The following is a 17,943-nucleotide window of genomic DNA, read 5'->3' on the forward strand; positions in this document are numbered from 1 at the left end:
CGCAACTCGCATTTTTAAGATCTCCCAGCACGCACTAACCTGTTGAGCCGGCTGGGGGTTAAGCTTGCCCGAACTTTACTGCGAGGTGTGCGGCAAGCCGATCGTCGGGAGCGGGCACAGAGTTATCATGGATGGCGCAGAGCTCCTCGTATGCGATGACTGCTTTATGAAGCTCACCAGGAGCGGCCGCGCTGTGCCCGTCACCGCGAAACCAAGGGAGGTTAAACTAAAGCCGAGGAGGCAGGCCAAGGAGGAGGTCCTTGAGGTTGTCGATAACTACCCTGACATAATAAGGGGCGCCAGGGAGTCGAAGGGGTGGACCCAGGCAGCCCTGGCCCAGAGGCTTAAGGTCAGTGAGGCGCTCATCAAGAAGATAGAGAGCGGCAAGTACAAGCCTACCGTGGAGCTGGCGAGGAAGATAGAGGCCCTCCTAAATGTTAAGCTGCTCCAGCCCATTGAGAGCGAGGGTGAAGGCGAGGAGCCTCCTGAGGACGCCCTGACCTTTGGCGATGTGGCTGTGGTTAGGAGGGACAGAAGTTCTTGAGCTTAGCTAAGGGGGCTGGGGCCAGGAGGGCTCTCCTAGTCATCTCGCGCGACCACATAAGCCACCTGGAGGAGGCCTTAGCTATAGCGGAGAGCGCTAGCTATGAGGTCGTTGACATAATAAGGAGGCCCAAGCCTGGCAGGAGGCTCAGCGACGAGGCCGTGAAAAACATCAGTGCGAGGGCTCAGGAGCTCGGCGTCGATGCCATCATATACTACGGCAACCTGGAGCCCTCCTCCATGTATAAGCTTGAGAGGGCCTCAAAGGTCAAGGTGCTTGACAGAGTCCTTATCATACTTGAGATATTCGCGCTTCACGCAGGGTCCAAGGAGGCTAAGCTTCAGATCGAGATGGCCAGGCTGAAGCACGAGCTCCCCCTGGTAAGGGAGTACATAAGGAGGGCTAAGCTCGGGGAACAGGTGGACTTCCTGGGCCCTGGCAGGTACGCCTTCGAGTCCTATGAGAAGTACATGATAAGCAGGATAGCCAGGATACGCAGGGAGCTCGACGAGCTCAGGCGAAGGGTGAGGACTCAGGAGCTGGCCAGGAGGGACAGCGGCTTCATACTGGCCTCGATAGTGGGCTACGCGTCCGCTGGGAAGACCTCCATATTCAATGCCATAACCGGTGAGAGGCAGCCCACAGGGCCCGAGTACTTCACGACCCTCTTCGCCAAGCATAAGCTTGTGGATTACAGGGGGGCTAAGATAATGCTGATAGACACCGTTGGCTTTGTGAGGGATGTGCCGGCGGAGATCATAGAGTCCTTCTACTCCACGCTTCAGGAGGCGGCCCTCGCCGACGTCCTGATATTTGTGATAGACTCCTCTGAGGATAGCGACACAATTAAGGAGAAGCTGCAGGCCGGCATCTCTGTTCTGAGCAAGCTAAATGCAATCAACAAGCCCATAATATTGGCGCTTAACAAGGTGGACCTCGTGCCTGAGGTGGAGCTGGGCGCCAAGGAGTCCACGGTGAGCAAGCTGGCGGCCCTGGCGGGCCTCAGGGCCCAAGTTGTTAGGGTCTCAGCGCTTAAGGGCCTCAACCTTGACCTACTGCTTGAGAAGGTGGCCAGCAGTGTCGGAAGGCCTGGAGAGCCTACCGAGGCAGTACGGCAGGGTGTACGTGCTAAGGCTGGGACACAGGCCGGCGCGTGACAAGCGCGTCACGACTCACGTGGCCTTAGTGGCTAGGGCCTTTGGAGCTAACGGCTTCGTCCTAGAGGGCGTGTGCGACGACTCCGTCTACAGCTCGTTGGCTAAGGCCTCTAAGACCTGGGGCGGCATGATAAGTTACGAGTGCGGCGTTGATGGCCATGAATACGTAAAGGTGTGGAAGGCCTCAGGTGGCGAGATCATACACCTGACTATGTATGGCCTTCCACTTGATGACGTTATAGGCAAAGTCTCCTCCTCGCCCAAGCCTAAGCTGGTAGTCGTTGGCTCGCAGAAGGTCGAGTCGTTCTACTACATGAACTCTGACTACAACGTGGCGGTGGGGTGGCAGCCCCACAGCGAGGTGGCGGCCCTTGCACTGTTCTTGGATAGATTATTTAAAGGTCGGGAGCTCTATTACTACTATTCGGACGCCACAGCTATCATAATGCCGAGCGAGAGAGGGAAGAGGGTTGAGCGGAGAGAACGGAAATGAAGAGGAGAGCAGGGGCCTTAAGAGCCTCAGGCAGCTCATAAGGATACTGTCAGTGAAGTCTGGCATTGATGAGGCTATGGCTGACGATCTCTTCGACTTCCTGCTCACAGTTGACCCTGAGAAGGGGATAAGCGACGAGGAGGTCGAGCAGATAAAGGGGTACAAACAGGCAGACGTAAGGAAGGTGTTCAGGATATTTTATGATTTAAGGATAGCTTCGTACCGCCGTGGGAAGCACCCTGACACAGGGGCCACGAGGTACTACTGGTACCTCGACTCAAGGGACGCGGACCTGGCGCTCCTCAGGCGTAAGCTACAGGTGCTTGAGAAGCTCAAGATGAGACTAAAGTATGAGAAGGAGAACGAGTTCTACGTCTGCCCAAAGGACGGGGCCAGGTACACCTTTGACTACGCCTACGAGTACCAGTTCACCTGCCCCAAGTGCGGCACTATGCTTGTACCTGACGACAACAGCAAATATGTAAAGGTGCTGGAGGACCGCATATCAAGGCTTGAGGAGGAGATCAAGAAGGATGAGAGGCGGGTTTTTGGCCGTTGACCTCTTCTCGGGGGCCGGAGGCTTCTCAAGGGGCTTTGAGCTGGCAGGCTTTAACGTTGCTGTCGCTGTTGAGAATGACCCGCCCGTCGCCAAGACATATAAGGCGAACTTCCCTCACACCTACCTCATAGCTGACGACGTTAAGGATGTGAGCGAGGTCACGATTAAGGACGTGAGCGGCCTGGGAAGGGGCGACTTTGACGTTGTTATAGCGAGCCCCCCCTGTGAGCCCTTCACACCAACCAACAGAAAGAGGATGCAGGACCCCACCGACAGGATACTAACTGACCCCATCGGCCAGCTCTACCTTCACGCCATAAGGCTGATAGGCGAGCTGAAGCCCAAGTACTTCGTCATAGAGAACGTGAGCGGCGTCGCGGAGGGCCCCATAAAGAAGGTCATTGAGGGCGAGCTGAGGCGCAACGGCTACGAGAGCATATACTTTAATATAGTGCACTCCGAGAAGCACGGCGCCCCCAACGAGAGGGTCAGGGCCTTCGTGTCTAACGTGGAGCTGAGGCTCAAGCGGTCAGCGCCCGTCACTGTTGAGGAGGCCCTAAGGGGTCTCCCTGAGCCGGGGAGCCCCTGGCCTCCTAACCATGACTATCCTCAGCCGCTCAGCAGGAGGCTCGAGAGGAAGGTGAGCAGGGTAGCGTGGGGTAGGGCGATGATAACCTTCGAGGGCGCCGACTCCAGGAGGTTCCGTAACTTCATAAGACTCAACCCCAACAGGCCGGCCCCCACGGTTATGGGATCCTCCAGGTTCATACACCCATACGAGGATAGGCTGCTCACAGTGAGGGAACAGGCCAGGCTCATGGGCTTCCCAGACTACCACGTGTTCCTGGGCGGCAGGGACTCACAGTACAACATGGTAGGCGAGGCTGTCCCCGTGCCGCTCGCCAGGAACATAGCGGATTACCTTATGGGGCTCCTCAAAGAAGGTGATTAGATGTGAGTTCCGAATATCTGCTTCCTCTTCTCCATCCTGTTGCGGACCTTCTCAACAGACTTTAACAGGTGCTCCTGTGAGACGTAGTTCTTCCCGTCCCTAATTGCAAAGAACCCGGCCTCTGTGACGACCGCCTTAAGCTCAGCGCCTGAGAAGCCCTCCGTTATGGCGGCTACCTCCTCGAGGTCCACGTCCTTCAACTTCATGCTCCTCGTGTGTATCTTTAATATCTCAAGCCTCCCCTTCTTGTCAGGCAGGGGTATCTCTATCAGCCTGTCAAACCTGCCGGGCCTCAGGAGCGCTGGGTCTAGGAGGTCTATCCTATTTGTGGCCGCCACAACCTTGACGCCCTCCAGCGGGTCGAAGCCGTCCATCTCGGCCAACAGCTGCAACATAGTTCTCTGGACCTCCCTGTCCCCGCTGGTGCCCAGGTCTACTCTCCTAGAGCCTATGGCATCTATCTCATCAATGAATATTATCGAAGGTTTCTTCTCCTTAGCCAGCCTGAAGACCTCCCTAACTATCCTGGCCCCCTCACCTATGAACTTGTTGACGAACTGGCTGGCGACCACCCTTATGAAAGTGGCCTTTGCCTCCCCGGCCAGTGCCCTAGCCAGCAGCGTCTTGCCGGTGCCAGGCGGACCGTAGAGGAGCACGCCCTTAGGCGGCTCAACGCCTATCTCATTAAAGAGCTCAGGCTTTATGAGGGGCAGACCCACGACCTCGTAGATCTCCCTTATCTGGCTCTCAAGCCCTCCCACGTCATTGAAGCTCGCTGAGGGCTTCTCCTCTACCTCCATGGCCTCCACGAGCGGGTCGTGAATAGAGGGTAGCACTTCAACGATTGTTGAGCCCTTGTTGTTGAGTGCCACGGAGGCGCCCGGCCTCAGCTTGCCCGCGTCAACGTTCGAGGCCACCTTAACCACCAGGTTGGGCCCCGTCGAGCTCTTAACCACGGCCCTCCCATCCGAGAGCACCTCCAGTACCATGGCCTCTATGTAAGGCGGCTCCAGGAGCTTGTTAAGCTCCTGTTTATAGAACTCCAGGTCCTTCTCCAGGTTCATGTTTAGCTGGGTCAGGTACCTGACCTTCTCCCTGAGCAACGCCAGCTCGTCCTCATCTGGCTTGTCCTTAGCGCTCCTGCCTGACTCGCTTATGGACAACTACGCTACCCCGTTCCCCATTATCTTAGCCTATGCGTTTTTAAGGAGCTTAGCCTAGTCCTCTGTCCGGCCTCCTCGCAGCCGCTGCCAGGCGTCTTCACTCCACATAGTTCTCGTTTATATTAAATTTCACACATAGGCTACAGGTCCTCGGCCGTCGCCCTTACTCCTCGCTGCGGGGAGCAGCCCATTCATGGATCCCAGGGAATCGAGTATGTACTTGCGCGGGGACGCCTACACATCTGGCGCGCCACTACGGCCTCCCTATATGCGCTCTCAAAACTTAAGCTTAATCAATTTTAAACTTTACCGCCTGAAGGGCAGCTTGTCCCCTTTGTTAACTCCCCGGTTAACTAGAGCCCTAGCTACTACTACGAGACAAGGGGCGCTGCTACAAGAGGGCGGGGGCCCCTAGGTGGTGTAATACTACTACCTTTATACAAACGGTATTATCAAGAGAGCTAGCGCGCTGGGCGCTAGGGTCGGCTGACCCGTCAATAATAGCGAGTCAGTATAGTAGAAGCTAATGCTGGCACTGCCTGAAGAGCTCCTTTACTGACTTTGAAAATCCAACCCTTATTCCAAGCCTTGGGTCTGTGTAGATGTAGACTATACCCTTGCTCTGGAGGTCCCTCACCCTCCTGAGCAGCCACTCATAGTCAGCCTTGAGCCTCTCCGCAAGCTGATCGACGTACATATAGGTGACGCCGTACTTGGAGTAGTGGCTCAGGAGCTCCATAACAACCTCGCTCTCCTCGTCGGTCACCTTGTCCTTGAGGAGCTGCAGGACGCAGGCGGCATTAGAGACTCTTCCCTCTTGTTGTTTCTTGTCCGATTTATTAGTTAGGTTTGCAATGAATGACTGAACGTCGCTGCCCTCGCTCTCCTCGGCACGAGCCCTCTTGTTGTTTCTTGTCTGACTGGCAGAGCTCATCAGCCTCTGGGCTAAGGCCATGAACTCATTGAACCTCTCGTCTCGCTGGGCCTCAGCCACCTGCCTGGCATAGTCCTCCCCTTTGGGCGTTAGGTACCACATGCCGAGGTCGTAGTCCACATAGCCCCTCGACTTCCAGTACGAGAGGTAGCTGGAGACGTACTTGGGCTCCTTACTTAGGACCTCCGCTATCTCAGCGGCCTTCATAGGCCTGGCGAGGAGGAGCACCAGTATGGCGTCAACGAGCTTGCTCCTGGGTCCTCCCTTCTCCTTCAGCGACTCCAGCGGCTGCAGCTCATCAGTGCTCTTCCTCATGGCTCCCCAGGCTCTGAGTTACACTATGAGAAGTTTCCTTCGGGAGAGCTAAGTAATACTAGCCTCTCCCAGCGCCCTGAGTCATCACCAAAGGCATGCAGCTGGCCCGCGACGCTCTGTAAACTGGGGGGTTTACAAAGGCTTGACCTAGAGGCGGGCTCCGTTTAAGACGTTTAAGCGCCAAGGCCGCAGGCTCTCGCTATAATATCAACGACGGCGTTAACCAGCGCCGGACCGCACGCGGAGGGCACGACTATCACTGTTCCCTTCCCTGCGCCGCTGACCCCTGTTGACGTCACCGCCCTACCTATGGCCTCCTCAAGCTGGGCTGGGAGCCCAGGGAAGCCGAGCTTCGGAGGGTCCAGGTAGCCGACAACTACCAGCCTACAGCCCTCTGCAACCACGTAGTCCCTTATCTCGTAGACCTGCGTGAGGTCCCTTGGAGGCTCAAGGCTCAAGGTTATAAACAGGCAGCTCCTCAGGTCGCCCAGCTCGGTCACCGAGCACTCCCTTGGACTTATGAGGCTCTCCAGGGCAGACAGAAGCCTCAGGCCTCTGTCGGTTGTCCTGCTCCCGAAGTCGCCCTTTGTTATGAGGCTCTCCCCAAGGAGTCTCCTGATGAGGGTCTTGGTGGAGGCCTCGGTCAGACCGAGCTCCCTGCTCAGGGCTATCCTGCCGAGCTCGTACCTTGACAGCCTCCTCAGGGCCTCAACGACGTGCCACGATGTGAAGCCAGGCCTTCCGCCCCTCTCAGCGGCTGTCACCCTCTTCAGGACCGCTACTGCCTCGCAGCCTCCTTGGAGCTGGTAGGACGTCCCAGGCTCCCTCATCAGGAGTTACACCCTCGTCTATCATGAATGTAGCTACGTCCTGGGGTAGTATCTCGTCGCTGGAGATTATAACCCTTTTAACGTCATCCCAGCTCCTCTTAGCCCTCAGGCCAAAATCGTCCCAAAGCCACTCAATGATATCATCGAGGGACACCTTGCCCTTCAGCTGGCTCAGCAGGGCCTCCTTAATTGCCTTGTTCCTTAAGTTGTCGTGCACCCAGGGCCCCCAGCAGCCTTCGACCTAGTGACTTAATTAGCACATTGTCTCCAACCCTGACTAAATCGGTCCTACGAGGAGAAGTGAGCCAGCTAACCTAGACCTTGCTACCATGGGACAAGTGATAAGAGCCTCGGACTATTCACTAAGGTAAGGTGGCGACGGCCTGCTAATGCCCGAGAGGCCCCAGGCCAACGTTAAGCTGCTGGAGAGCTACCCAGTAATGGGTATGCCGAAGGTAGAGGTTGACATCTATGAGGACAGTGAGGGCAGGCGCTACTACGAGGCCGTGGAGCCTCCTCTTAGCACTGACGTGAGGCGCGCGGCCTACAGGGAGCTCCTGGACCTCACATCAAAGGACGTGGGCCTCCTGGACTCCCTAACAAGGGTTGACAGCGTTGAGAAGGCGTTTGGAATCCTCAGGCCTTACGCGGAGCAGATAGTCATGAGGTTAGTTAAAGGGAGGAGAGTTAAGGTTGATGACGCTGTCACAGCCGTGGCCTACCACGCAGCCAGGGACCTGGTGGGATACGGCCCCATAGAGCCCCTCATGAGGGACCCCTACATAGAGGACATATCATGTAATGGCGTCGGTATACCGATATTTGTATACCACACCAGGTACGAGTGGCTCACCACGAACGTGGTTCTTCAGACCCACGACGAGCTCAACTCGCTGGTCGCAAAGCTTGGCGTCAGGAGCGGCAAGGAGCCGTCGGTGGCAACACCAATAGTGGAGGGGGTCCTTAAGCGCGAGGGCTACAGGGTTAACATAGTGCTTGACGTCGTGTCGCGCCACGGCTCACAGTTCACCATAAGGAAGTTCAGGGCAGAGCCCTTCACTATAGTGGAGCTGCTGAGGTCAAGGACTCTGGACCCGCTTGTGGCGGCCATTCTTTGGATAGCTGTCTCCAACAAGCAGGGGGTGGTCTTCTACGGGCCCACGGGCAGCGGCAAAACAACGCTCCTCAACGCTGTCACCATGCTCGTGCCAACCGAGTACAAGATAGTTACCGTTGAGGACACGCCGGAGGTCTTCCTGCCGTTCCATGAGAACTGGGGAGGCATGACATCAAGGCCCTCCACGGACCCAAGGGTTGAGAACGTGACACTGCAGAGCCAGGTCGAGGCGGCGCTGAGGCAGAGGCCTGACGTCATAATAGTAGGCGAGATAAGGTCGAGGGAGGCCTTCGCGTTCTTCCAGGCCCTGGCGACAGGGCATGGGGGGCTCACAACGGTCCACGCCGAGTCAGCCGACGTGCTTGTGAAGAGGCTGACATCACCCCCAATGAACGTGCCTGCAAGCCTCGTCTCAACGGCTAAGCTCTTCGTTAATATACTTCGCGTTGAGAGAGGGGGCCGCGTTTCAAGGAGAGTGACGAGGGTGCACGAGTCGAGGGGGTACGAGCCCTCGACGGATACCATAAACCTAGCTGAGATAGTCGTGTGGGACCCCGATAGGGACATCTGGAGGCTAACTAGCGATAAGATAGAGCTACTTAAGATCGTTGCCGACCTTAGGCTGACGACCTACGAGAAGGCCTACGAGGACGTGCTGCGCAGGGCCACAGTCCTTGATTGGCTCGCCAAGAAGAACGCTGACGTAACGGTGCTTCACACCGTGACCAGGCTCTACGAGCGCGACCCGGACGCGATCTATAACGAGGCCCTTAAGGAGGTGAAGCGCTTTGAGCCGCCGTAGGCCAGATGGGCTCCACCTTGAGCCCCTCTGTGGCCTTCTTAGGAGGCTCAGCCCTAACATAGATTACCTTGTCATAGGCTCCGGCATGGCAAGGGGCCTCAGGGAGTACTGCGCCAGGAGGGTCACATTGATTTTGGTGTCCATGACGCTGCTGCCGCCGCTCCTCGCGGCCCCTGTAGCAGTCAAGCTCAGGCTGGGGGCGGCCCTTGAGGCGCTCCTCATAGCCTCAGCTGCAGCCACGGGCTTCATGGCGTCGCTGGGGCTGGCGGTAGGGCTGCCAGCCTTCAGCTACACATCAAGGGCTGACTACCTGGAGGCGAAGTTCCACGTCTTTGCGTCAACCCTGGCCTCCCTCCTGGCGGGTGGCCAGAACCTCTCGGAGGCTCTAGAGGGCCTGGCGAGGTACGCCGACGATCTAAAGGAGTTTAAGGTTGAGATAAACTACATAACGTTGATGACATCCCTCTCGCAGGACCCGACGTTTATCCTGAGCGAGCTGGCTAAGATAACGCCCTCGAGCAGCCTCAAGACGCTGGCAGACTCCTTAGCTAAGGGCGTGGCTACGGGCTCGGACCTGCTCTCTATAGTAAGGTATCAGCTTGAGACCTACACCAGCTACTACTACAGCCTGGTGGATAAGGTCACGGCCTCCGTTGGCTCCCTCCTCGAGATGTTCCTCTCCATAGGCATGATAATGCCCATCATGGTAACTATAATGGGGATACTGTTCTCTGTCTACCCTATACATGGCATCTCGTTTGTTTCCCTGGTAGTGCTGGCGATATTCATACTCATGCCGATACTATCGTTTATGACAGTGGTCCTCATAGATAACCAGGTGTCTAAGGTAAAGCTCTAGGTGACAGCCATGGCCACAAGGAGGGCTAAGCTCTTCTATGCTGCTCTTGCCGCTGCGATAGCGCTTGACGAGTACGTCGTGGTGTTCATGATAATTAAGCACGTAGCTTTCAGGGCATTCGACGGTATACCCGTCCCAATGGGGATACCATCAATAATAGCCTCAGACGTCATAATATTTGGCCCCCTGCTCCCGGCCGCCTTTGTGCTCAGTAGGAGGCAGAGCATTAACAAGAGGCTGAAGGCGCAGAGCAGGGTCTTCCTTCAGGTGTTCCCTAGCATAGCGGCATCGAGCGAGTCCATGGCCGACGCGCTCAGCGCTGCTGCAGCCCTGAGCGACAGGCCCCTCAGGGACTACATAAAGGCCTTCAGTGAGCTCTACAGGGTCACGGGGGACGCCGAGGGCTCCTTCAGGAGGATCTTCTCAAGGGTTCCAAGGGAGGTGAGGCTCCTGCTCTCATCCATAGTTGTCGCCGAGAGGAGCGGGGGCAGGGCGAGGGACGTCCTGGAGATAGTTAGCAGGTACGCAGCCGAGCTTGACAGGATGGAGTTCTCGCTCTACAACAGGCTGAGGTCGTACACGATGATAATATACTTGGGAGTCGCCGTCTATGGGACTGCGAGCGGCATAGGGCTATCCATAGCCAGGTCCCTCTCGGCGACCCCGGTGACACTAGGAGCGTCCCAGCTGTCGGAGGCGACGCTCCTGGCCATCATTGGCTTCCTCTACTACGCGCTCATAGTGCTCTCCCTCGCCTCGGCCTACGTCATGGCTAAGGCCATAGATGACTACCCGCCCAAGACGGTGGTCAACTTCCTCGTGCTCCTGGCCATAGGGTCAGCCACGTTAATCGTATCACTGATCCTAATGCACGGGCCGGGGTATAACAGTTCGATTAATAAGAAAGAAAAGGAAAATAAAAACGCTGAACGGATAGCACAGATAGCGGGTGCGAGGTGCGCAGGGGCATCAGTGACATAGCGGCCGAGCTAACGCTTATACTTGTGGTGCTCGCTGTGGGAGGAGCCTTCCTCAGCTATTACTACGCCGCGCTCTCGCGCTACGAGACGGCGCTGGGGAACGGCTATGAGTACCTGCAGTACATAGTTCCCGTGTCGGCCTGGTCAAGCGGAGGTCGCGTCTACGCGACCTTCGCGGTGGGCCCCTACGGGGCCAGGCTCGTTAGCGTGCTCGTGAACTCGAGCGTTACAAGCTGCAACGTCACAGTCAACGGCGCGGCTTACAGGCTGCCAGCTGACCTGCCCGCTAACGCCATCGGCTACGTTTCCTGCAGCTGGAGCGGCCCTGGGGTGGTGACCCTGGCGACAACGTCCGGGGAGGTGAGCGTCTACGCGGGGCCGTAGGTCTCAGGCCGCAATAGTCGGGGGCCTAATAATAGCGCTGGCCGTGCTGGCCTCCATAGCGGCGCTGATCTACGTCATGGATCAGTACAGGCTGAGGGCTCAGTACGCCGCAGAGAGGGAGCAGGATCTGCAGATGGCGCAGGAGCTGCAGCAGACGACGAGCGCCTACCTAGTCTACTTCAACGGGACCTACATAGAGGTCAGGCTTCAGTCCCAGTTCCCCTACTCGTACGAGGTCGTGGGGCTCTCGATAAGGTTAGCCAACGGCTCCCCCCTCGTAGTGACAGGCTCAGGGCCCAGCGCGAACGTCACGGTGGTGGGGCCCTACGGCATAATATACGGCCTCCCGGCCTCGGCTGGGCCGGCGCAGCAACTCATGGTAATAGTCAAGCTTACTCAGGGCCTAGTGGTCAGCCAGGCTAACATGGCCGTGATCCTTAGGAGTGGTGACGCCGTGACCGCGGTGCCCGTGACCGTCTACTTGCCGCCTGGCACTTCCAGGGGCGTGAGCGTCAACGTCAACAACGAGACCTCCGTTATGGAGCTCATAAAGACCAAGGTAATAACCAACCTCGTGCTAATAGTAAGCCCGAGCATGAAGATAGCTATACCCAAGGCTTACACCGTTGTGAACCTCACTCCAATAGTACTCTACAACCCGACAGGCGACCCCACGCCCACGGGGCTCACGGTTAACTTCACGATAAACCTGAGCAGCGGGATCGTGAAGAGGAACGCCATATCAGCTAAGGATGGGACGGGCGTCGTGCCCCTCGCTAACGTGCTCTTCGCGATATGGAATGGCACCGGCTGGGACCCGCTCGACGGCTGGATAGAGTTCTACAACTCGACCGCGGCAGAGGTCTGGGTAAAGCTTGACAGGTCAATAGAGCCCTACGGCAACCAGACTATATTCATGCTCTTCTTGAACGGCTCAGCTCTGGGCACCATAAACTGGGGAGTTAACAGTTACTACACCAAAAACCTCAGCACTGATAACATAGGCTATGTCATGCAGAGCGGCGTCCTCTACCAGGTATACGTTGATGAGAATGGGACGCTGTTTGACTCTGTATACAGTTGGTGGAGATCAGGCGGGCAGGTGTTGGCAGACTACTGCTCTGATAAATACAAATACCAAGGCACCATGGTAGGATTTTCTTATGGAGGTCTAGCCGGGTTCCTCTACTCGCTTCCATTATATGACGTTACATCAAACTTCAGCGCAAGCTATGGCTACTGCGTTGTTTACAATGGGCCTTTGCAGGAGCCCATGCTTTATTACTCGCCACAAAACCCCTCCATAATGTATTACAATAATTCAGCTGAAGAGGTCTATAACGGTTTTTCGGCAGCACCCGTTTTAGCTAACGGGACATTCATATCCTATGGTGAGCCGTCAGTGGCAGTTCCTAGCGACGAACCTGTATACGACTGGCAGAATTATCTTATAGAAGGCTATGATGTTATCTTTAACTATCAGAACGAATTCATAGGGGGTCAGCCATGGCCATATGGCCTCTACGAGGCTCAGCATGAGATATCATGGCTTGTTAAGGGCGTGGGTTGGGCCCAAGTAATTAATCCTAATGTAACAATAGCTACTACAACAGATGACGGCACATTAATCTTGCTGAAGAACAGCACCGGCGGAGGCTCCTTTACGAGCTGGCTTGGCAGTTCTTGGAGGAAATATGAGCTTCTGCCCGTGTGGGCAACAGACTACGACGATGATTGGAATAGCCCTGTAACTTTTGAGGCTCCGCTTAACTCCATACTGACGAGAATAGGTGATTACAGGGTAGAGGTACTTTATTACCAGGACATAGGCACAGACACCTACTTTGCTGTCTTCGTGCCAAGCTCCTCTATGGCGCCTTACCTAATCTGGTACGCCCCGGTCTTCCCGCCAGGAGGCTCATACCCCTACGCGTTTGCCCCCCTTGCCCCAGGGCTGCTGCTAGGACCCCCGGCGCCCGTTCAGGGCTGGATAGTAGGCTGAAGGTCAGGGGTGCAGGAGGCCAGGGCTATGTCCTTAAGGTAGGTCAGCACGGGCCTCAGCTCCATGAACACTGGGTCGTTGGGATTAGAGCTAATTATAACCCTGCTCACTAGGTCGGCCAGGGCGCAGCTGTCTATGGAGGCTGCCAGCTTGTTGCCCCTCCTGGCCTCCTCGTAGGTCTCCTTGGCCTTGGCTATTATCCTCAGGAGGGAGGCCTTCCAAGACTTGTAGAGCATCACGCTGGCTATTGCTGAGGGGCTCTCCACGTCCTTTATTCTCTTCTCGCTCCTCTCCAGGCTCTCAACGTGGGACATCAGGACGTCGATGATGCCTCCCAGCACCTCGTAGCTCAAGGGCTATACCCCAAAAGGCCTAGGCTGGCCGGAGTTAAGAGGTAAAGGGCCCCTCAGGGCCCTGTAAGGCTTAAAGCTAGGGTATTAGGGCAGCCAAGACCGCCTTCTCCGTGTGGAGCCTGTTCTCGGCCTCGTCCCAGACCACGGACCACGGGCCCTCTATGACGTCGTCTGTGACCTCCTCGCCGCGGTGGGCCGGCAGGCAGTGCATGAATATTGCCCTGCTTGAGGCCCTTTCCATCAGCTTTGAGTTTACCTGGTAGGGCGACAACAGCCTCCTCTTCTCCTCAGCCATGCTCTCCTGCCCCATGCTTACCCAGACGTCGGTGTAAACAACGTCAGCGCCATCAACAGCCTCCTCGGGCCTCTCCGTGAACTTTATCTCAGCCCCGCTGACCTCAGCGTCGCTGAGGGCCGCCTTGAGTATCTGCTCGCTTGGCTTAAGGGAGGCCGGGGAGGCCACGTATATGCTCACGCCCAGCTTCGCCCCGGCCACCATGAGGCTGTGGAGCATGTTGTCACTCCCGTCGCCGACGAAGGCGAGCTTAAGTCCCTTGAACTTGCCCTTCTTCTCATATATGGTCAGGTAGTCAGCAAGTGCCTGGAGCGGGTGGGAGAGGTCGCTCAGGGCGTTTATAACGGGGACCGTGGCGTGCCTGGCAAGCGTCACGAGGTCGCCGTGGTTCCTGACCCTGGCCGTTATGGCGTCAACAAACCTTGACAGCGTCCTGGCGGTGTCCGGCACGGTCTCTCCGCGGCCCAGCTGGAGCTCGCTGGAGCTCAGCATTATGGGCAGGGCGCCCAGCTGGTAGGCGGCAACCTCAAGGCTCACCCTGGTCCTCGTTGAGGGCTTCTCAAAGATCATCGCTATGCTCCTTCCCCTTAGAACGTCGAGCACCCTCTCGCCGGCGTAGAAGCGCTCCTTCATCTGCCTGGACAGGTCCAGGAGGAAGTTAACCTGCTCAGTTGAGTAGTCCGTGAGGCACAGGAGGTCCTTGCCCTTCAGCTCATGCGGGGAGACCAAGTTAATCGCCTGGTCACCAGGCATCATGACAGTTTAAAAGCTTACAAAGAGCCAGACTCCTGGTCTGGGGACCGCCTTGCCTCCAAGACATGCCACCCAGAGCGAGCTGGCTCAGATAAGCTACCTCCTGGCGCTGCAGTTCAACTGGGACGTGGCCAGGTCCATAGTTTCGCTACCCCTCCAGGTGGAGCTCAGGAGGGGCAAGATAAGGTACGTCTACTATAATGGCGTCAGGCTCATGACGCTGAGGCCCAAGGACTTCACATTCAGCATATCCTATGAGGCTGGCAAGATTATAAGGGACTCCGCGAGACCCCCAAGGTTTAGGGTTGTTGTGAGCGGTGACCTGAAGAGTGGCGTGAGGGGGGAGCACGTAGTCAACTCAGACCCGCTAATAAGGCCAGGCGACGAGATCCTGATAGTTGACCCGGGCGACAGACTGCTGGGCGTCGGCAAGGCCAAGGCACCCGGGTTCCTTATGCGCGACCTTGGCGATCAGGAAGTGGTGAGGCTTAGGGGAGGTGCTGAGGAGTGAAGGCGCGGAGCGTCACAATAGTGGTCAGGCAGCCCCCTGAGTACTTCAAGGGGTCCGTCCTGGTGGCCGGCTTCCCTGGCTTTGGGAGAGTTGGCCACGTTATACCTCGCTATCTTGCTTCGGCGCTTTCATTAAACAAGGTGGGCTACGTGCTCACGCCGAAGCTGCCGTCTATGATAGTGATGGAGGATGACGGCATAGGCTTCCCCTTTGAGCTGTACGCGGGGAAGGGCGTCGTCTCTGTGGTCAACAGGGCTGTGCCTGAGCCCGCCGACCAGAACGCCTACTGTAACGAACTGGCCCTGTGGGCCTCCCAGGTTGGGGTGAGGATGGCGGTGCTGGTGGGCGGCCTCAGCAGGGAGTACGAGCAGCAGGACGAGAAGTACGGCTACAGGTGGCTCCACAACAGCCTCTACAGCGCTCCCAAGCTCTCGGCCCCGCTTATGGAGGAGGGACTTGGCGTCGTTGGCCCTCTGGCTCTGCTCCACATATACCTTGAGCACTACGGAGTCCCATCGGTGATGGTCCTCCCGTACTCCGCCGTGGAGGCCGTTGACTATGACGCGGCCCTTGTAGGCATGAAGGTGATAGTTAACGAGGTACTGGGGATCCAGGCCTCCATGGAGGAGCTTGAGAAGCTCGCTGAGAAGCAGAAGGAGGAGCTTGAGAAGATCACAGAGCTGCTGGCGTCGCAGGCAAGGGAGGGGAGGCAGGGAGGCACTAACATATTTATGTAAGCCCGCCCTGCCGGAACCTAGGTTTCAAGGGCTCTCGCTTGACCTTCACTGCCAAAGGGGGAGTTGCCGGCGCTCTTCCCTGGCGCCGCGTCTAGGCCAGAGACAGGGAAGCCCAGCCGGCCCAGCTCCCTTCCAACCTCAACGCTCCACGACTTCCTCTGGGCGACCTCCACAGCTACTGTGTAGCCCTCAGACCTGAGCCTTATGGCTAAAGATCTCATAAAGTTGACTAGGTCCCTGACTACATCTCCAGGCACCGGCTCGGCGTAGCTGAACTGGGCAGTGGGGTAGGCCCCGCAGAGCTCCGCTGGCACAACGCCTAGGTAGGGCAGGTAGTAGGCCACCCCCTCGCCCCTCAGCCTGGGGCACATGCCGGTGCGGCTGAGGAGCGGCACGAGCTTAACGGAGCGCGCTGCCGGCCTGTAGTTGAGGAGTACCCACGTCCTCAGCCTGAGCACCCTGGGGTTCCAGGTGCTCTCCAGAGAGGTGAACCTGACCCCCCTGAGGTTGCCCTTGCTGGTGGGCGTGAAGGACTCCATGTACTTATAGTGCTTGCTTATGGCCCTGAGGGCCTCCTTAGCCTCGGGGCGATAGTTTGAGATCTCCACCAGCAGCTCCCAGAGCCTCCCCTCCCTGATGCTCTGCTTCACCCTCTCTATGGCCCTCCTTATCATGTAGAGGTTGTGTATGGCCAGCAGCTTCCTCCTCTGGGCAGGCGGCATCTCTAGCAGGTCCCTCGGGGTGTACTTGATGCAGACCGGGCAGGAGCAGGGGAAGTACTCCAGGTCCTGCAGCTTGACAGTGCCATAGTCCGTTATGTACCTGTCGTCCCTGGCGTAGAGCATGTATGAGGCGGAGTCGAACGTGTCGATCCCGAGGGCCACGGCGAACGGGAATATAAGTGGGTGGCCGGCGCCGAAGAGGTGGACGGGCCTCTCTGGCCTCAGGAACCTCTTAGCCGTGCCTATCATGTCAATGACTACATTGTAGTTGTACTTCTCCATAAAGACAGTAGGACTCCCTATGCCGTACATGGGGTAAGGGAGCTCTGCCGATTCCTTGGCGCTCCTGGCCACGAGGTCAAGGTACCTGCCGCCCTGTATAGGGAGCACCCATACAGGCCCGTCGGAGCCTATGTACCCCAGCGCCTCCTTAGCGTTTCGAAGGGTCTCGTTAACGCTCTCCTCCGCAAGCCTCCTGCTCACGTCGCCCGTGGGGTGGTCGAGGATAACAGCTATGTCGGACCCTATCTCCCTCTCAAAGCTCACTATGGTCTCCTGCTTGATATCTATCTTGCCGTATTCAAGGAGCTGGTAGGCCCCCGAGTCTGTCATAATGACTCCATCGAAGCCTAGGACGGAGTGGACGTTAACCTCCTTCGCCTTCTCCCCGAACCTCTTGAAAAGGAGGTAAGCGTTAGTTATGACCTGATTAAAGCCGACTTCCTTAATCTCCTGGGGCGTTACGTCCTGCCTTAGGGGGTCAATCACGGGGAAAAACGCTGGCGTCTCAACGCGTCCTGACTTTGTCTCAAGGACCCCTATCCTACCTGCGAGCTCGAAGTCCTTTACTTTGAAGGTACCCATCAGCTCACCGTTACCCCCTTTGTCCTGAGGTACTCCCTGTAGAGCGTGTTAAGCTTCTGAGCCAGCGGGCCTGAGCCCTCAACGCCGTTCTTCGAGACCCTTATGGTCCTGCTAACCTCGACAACGTTGGCATCCTCGTACACCTTGACCTGTGACCTGTCTATGTTGCCGAACCTCAGCAGGAACTCCATGAACTCCTTCGCGTTGAAGACCTCGGACTCCCCAACCCTTATTTCCGCGAGGCGGCCTCCGCTTATTATTACCATAGGCCATGCTGAGCCTGAGGAGTCCTTGGCCTCCTCTATGATTACGGAGAGCGTGGCAGGATCAAAGCCCGTGAGCTTGCCCACGTACGTCTTGCCGTCTACTGTGGTGACGTTGACCACGTGATCGATCAGGCTGTTCAGCTTTGCAGTAAATCTTCGCGCGGGCTCCGTCGCTATTGACATCCGCCTTTACACCTAGCGTTAAACTCTGTGGGTTGAGGGAATAAAAGCACTGACATTCATCAAGTGAAGCCCGGGCCTCGGTCGTGTGCCTGGGCATCGACCCTCGGCCATATAGCAATTCTCGCTTTTTAAAGAAAGTTAAGAAGCGGGCTTTCCATGGTATGATCG

The 17,943-nt window shown here is 57.0% G+C and carries 20 protein-coding genes; 12 read left to right on the forward strand and 8 right to left on the reverse strand.

Translation table 11 applies throughout. From position 1 onward, the window contains the following. The first annotated feature begins 64 nt into the window (after positions 1 to 64). Genes SE86_RS02270 through SE86_RS02290 form a run of 5 tightly spaced genes read left to right on the forward strand, consistent with a single transcriptional unit; the run spans position 65 to position 3,705 of the window. The gene (locus SE86_RS02270; protein WP_211096670.1) at positions 65 to 544 is read left to right on the forward strand and encodes a multiprotein bridging factor aMBF1; all 480 of its coding nucleotides are present in this window, start codon (positions 65 to 67) and stop codon (positions 542 to 544) included. Beyond that, positions 541 to 1,701 (forward strand): GTPase HflX, encoded by a 1,161-nt coding sequence (gene hflX, locus SE86_RS02275; RefSeq protein WP_117354108.1) that lies wholly within the window; start codon positions 541 to 543, stop codon positions 1,699 to 1,701. The genes SE86_RS02270 and hflX overlap by 4 nt, the downstream gene beginning before the upstream one ends. Next, positions 1,622 to 2,194 (forward strand): tRNA (cytidine(56)-2'-O)-methyltransferase, encoded by a 573-nt coding sequence (locus tag SE86_RS02280; protein WP_211096671.1) that lies wholly within the window; start codon positions 1,622 to 1,624, stop codon positions 2,192 to 2,194. Before hflX ends, SE86_RS02280 begins: the two co-directional genes overlap by 80 nt. Next, the gene (locus SE86_RS02285; protein WP_117354110.1) at positions 2,172 to 2,753 is read left to right on the forward strand and encodes a transcription initiation factor IIE subunit alpha; all 582 of its coding nucleotides are present in this window, start codon (positions 2,172 to 2,174) and stop codon (positions 2,751 to 2,753) included. The genes SE86_RS02280 and SE86_RS02285 overlap by 23 nt, the downstream gene beginning before the upstream one ends. Further along, complete coding sequence (locus tag SE86_RS02290; protein ID WP_117355056.1) at positions 2,728 to 3,705, forward strand: DNA cytosine methyltransferase; 978 nt, start codon at positions 2,728 to 2,730, stop codon at positions 3,703 to 3,705. Before SE86_RS02285 ends, SE86_RS02290 begins: the two co-directional genes overlap by 26 nt. Here SE86_RS02290 and SE86_RS02295 read toward each other — a convergent pair. From SE86_RS02295 to SE86_RS02310, 4 genes are all read right to left on the reverse strand, one after another. Next, positions 3,702 to 4,868, reverse strand: coding sequence for a proteasome-activating nucleotidase (locus SE86_RS02295; protein WP_117354111.1), 1,167 nt, complete (start codon positions 4,866 to 4,868; stop codon positions 3,702 to 3,704). The genes SE86_RS02290 and SE86_RS02295 overlap by 4 nt on opposite strands. A 523-nt stretch (positions 4,869 to 5,391) precedes the next feature. Next, the gene (locus SE86_RS02300; RefSeq protein ID WP_117354112.1) at positions 5,392 to 6,117 is read right to left on the reverse strand and encodes a replication initiator protein WhiP; all 726 of its coding nucleotides are present in this window, start codon (positions 6,115 to 6,117) and stop codon (positions 5,392 to 5,394) included. A gap of 173 nt (positions 6,118 to 6,290) precedes the next feature. Continuing rightward, positions 6,291 to 6,947 carry a hypothetical protein gene (locus SE86_RS02305; protein ID WP_158543080.1) on the reverse strand — a complete coding sequence of 219 codons (657 nt, stop codon included), beginning with the start codon at positions 6,945 to 6,947 and terminating at the stop codon, positions 6,291 to 6,293. After that, positions 6,868 to 7,164, reverse strand: coding sequence for a hypothetical protein (locus SE86_RS02310; RefSeq protein ID WP_117354114.1), 297 nt, complete (start codon positions 7,162 to 7,164; stop codon positions 6,868 to 6,870). Before SE86_RS02310 ends, SE86_RS02305 begins: the two co-directional genes overlap by 80 nt. 172 nt (positions 7,165 to 7,336) lie before the next feature. On the opposite strand from SE86_RS02310, the gene SE86_RS02315 reads away from it, so the two are divergent. From SE86_RS02315 to SE86_RS02335, 5 genes are read left to right on the forward strand one after another with little or no spacing between them, the layout of a single operon-like run. Continuing rightward, positions 7,337 to 8,866: a type II/IV secretion system ATPase subunit gene (locus SE86_RS02315; protein WP_117354115.1), complete on the forward strand. Its 1,530-nt coding sequence runs from the start codon at positions 7,337 to 7,339 to the stop codon at positions 8,864 to 8,866. After that, positions 8,853 to 9,725 (forward strand): type II secretion system F family protein, encoded by an 873-nt coding sequence (locus tag SE86_RS02320; RefSeq protein WP_211096673.1) that lies wholly within the window; start codon positions 8,853 to 8,855, stop codon positions 9,723 to 9,725. The genes SE86_RS02315 and SE86_RS02320 overlap by 14 nt, the downstream gene beginning before the upstream one ends. Before the next feature lie 9 nt (positions 9,726 to 9,734). After that, positions 9,735 to 10,706 (forward strand): type II secretion system F family protein, encoded by a 972-nt coding sequence (locus tag SE86_RS02325; protein WP_148666746.1) that lies wholly within the window; start codon positions 9,735 to 9,737, stop codon positions 10,704 to 10,706. Next, positions 10,682 to 11,089 carry a hypothetical protein gene (locus SE86_RS02330; protein ID WP_117354117.1) on the forward strand — a complete coding sequence of 136 codons (408 nt, stop codon included), beginning with the start codon at positions 10,682 to 10,684 and terminating at the stop codon, positions 11,087 to 11,089. The genes SE86_RS02325 and SE86_RS02330 overlap by 25 nt, the downstream gene beginning before the upstream one ends. Before the next feature lie 43 nt (positions 11,090 to 11,132). Continuing rightward, the gene (locus SE86_RS02335; protein WP_117354118.1) at positions 11,133 to 13,091 is read left to right on the forward strand and encodes a hypothetical protein; all 1,959 of its coding nucleotides are present in this window, start codon (positions 11,133 to 11,135) and stop codon (positions 13,089 to 13,091) included. On the opposite strand, the gene SE86_RS02340 is transcribed toward SE86_RS02335, so the two are convergent. After that, a complete protein-coding gene (locus SE86_RS02340; protein ID WP_117354119.1) occupies positions 13,070 to 13,444 on the reverse strand; it encodes a hypothetical protein in 375 nt (124 codons plus the stop codon). The genes SE86_RS02335 and SE86_RS02340 overlap by 22 nt on opposite strands. Positions 13,445 to 13,520: 76 nt before the next feature. Next, entirely contained in the window at positions 13,521 to 14,492 is a 972-nt protein-coding gene (gene argF, locus SE86_RS02345; protein WP_117355058.1) for an ornithine carbamoyltransferase, read from the reverse strand. A 52-nt stretch (positions 14,493 to 14,544) separates the two neighbouring features. On the opposite strand from argF, the gene SE86_RS02350 reads away from it, so the two are divergent. Then, positions 14,545 to 15,003 carry a prefoldin subunit alpha gene (locus SE86_RS02350; protein WP_117354120.1) on the forward strand — a complete coding sequence of 153 codons (459 nt, stop codon included), beginning with the start codon at positions 14,545 to 14,547 and terminating at the stop codon, positions 15,001 to 15,003. Then, a complete protein-coding gene (locus tag SE86_RS02355) occupies positions 15,000 to 15,740 on the forward strand; it encodes a PAC2 family protein (protein WP_117354121.1) in 741 nt (246 codons plus the stop codon). Before SE86_RS02350 ends, SE86_RS02355 begins: the two co-directional genes overlap by 4 nt. A gap of 17 nt (positions 15,741 to 15,757) precedes the next feature. Here SE86_RS02355 and tgtA read toward each other — a convergent pair whose 3' ends face one another. Continuing rightward, positions 15,758 to 17,326, reverse strand: coding sequence for a tRNA guanosine(15) transglycosylase TgtA (gene tgtA / locus SE86_RS02360; RefSeq protein WP_211096675.1), 1,569 nt, complete (start codon positions 17,324 to 17,326; stop codon positions 15,758 to 15,760). Then, on the reverse strand, positions 17,326 to 17,775 hold the full coding sequence (locus SE86_RS02365) for an Lsm family RNA-binding protein (RefSeq protein ID WP_117354123.1): 450 nt from the start codon (positions 17,773 to 17,775) through the stop codon (positions 17,326 to 17,328). Before SE86_RS02365 ends, tgtA begins: the two co-directional genes overlap by 1 nt. Between the last annotated feature and the right edge of the window lie 168 nt (positions 17,776 to 17,943).

The sequence above is a fragment of the Acidilobus sp. 7A genome (genome assembly GCF_003431325.1).
Taxonomy (GTDB): Archaea; Thermoproteota; Thermoprotei_A; order Sulfolobales; family Acidilobaceae; genus Acidilobus.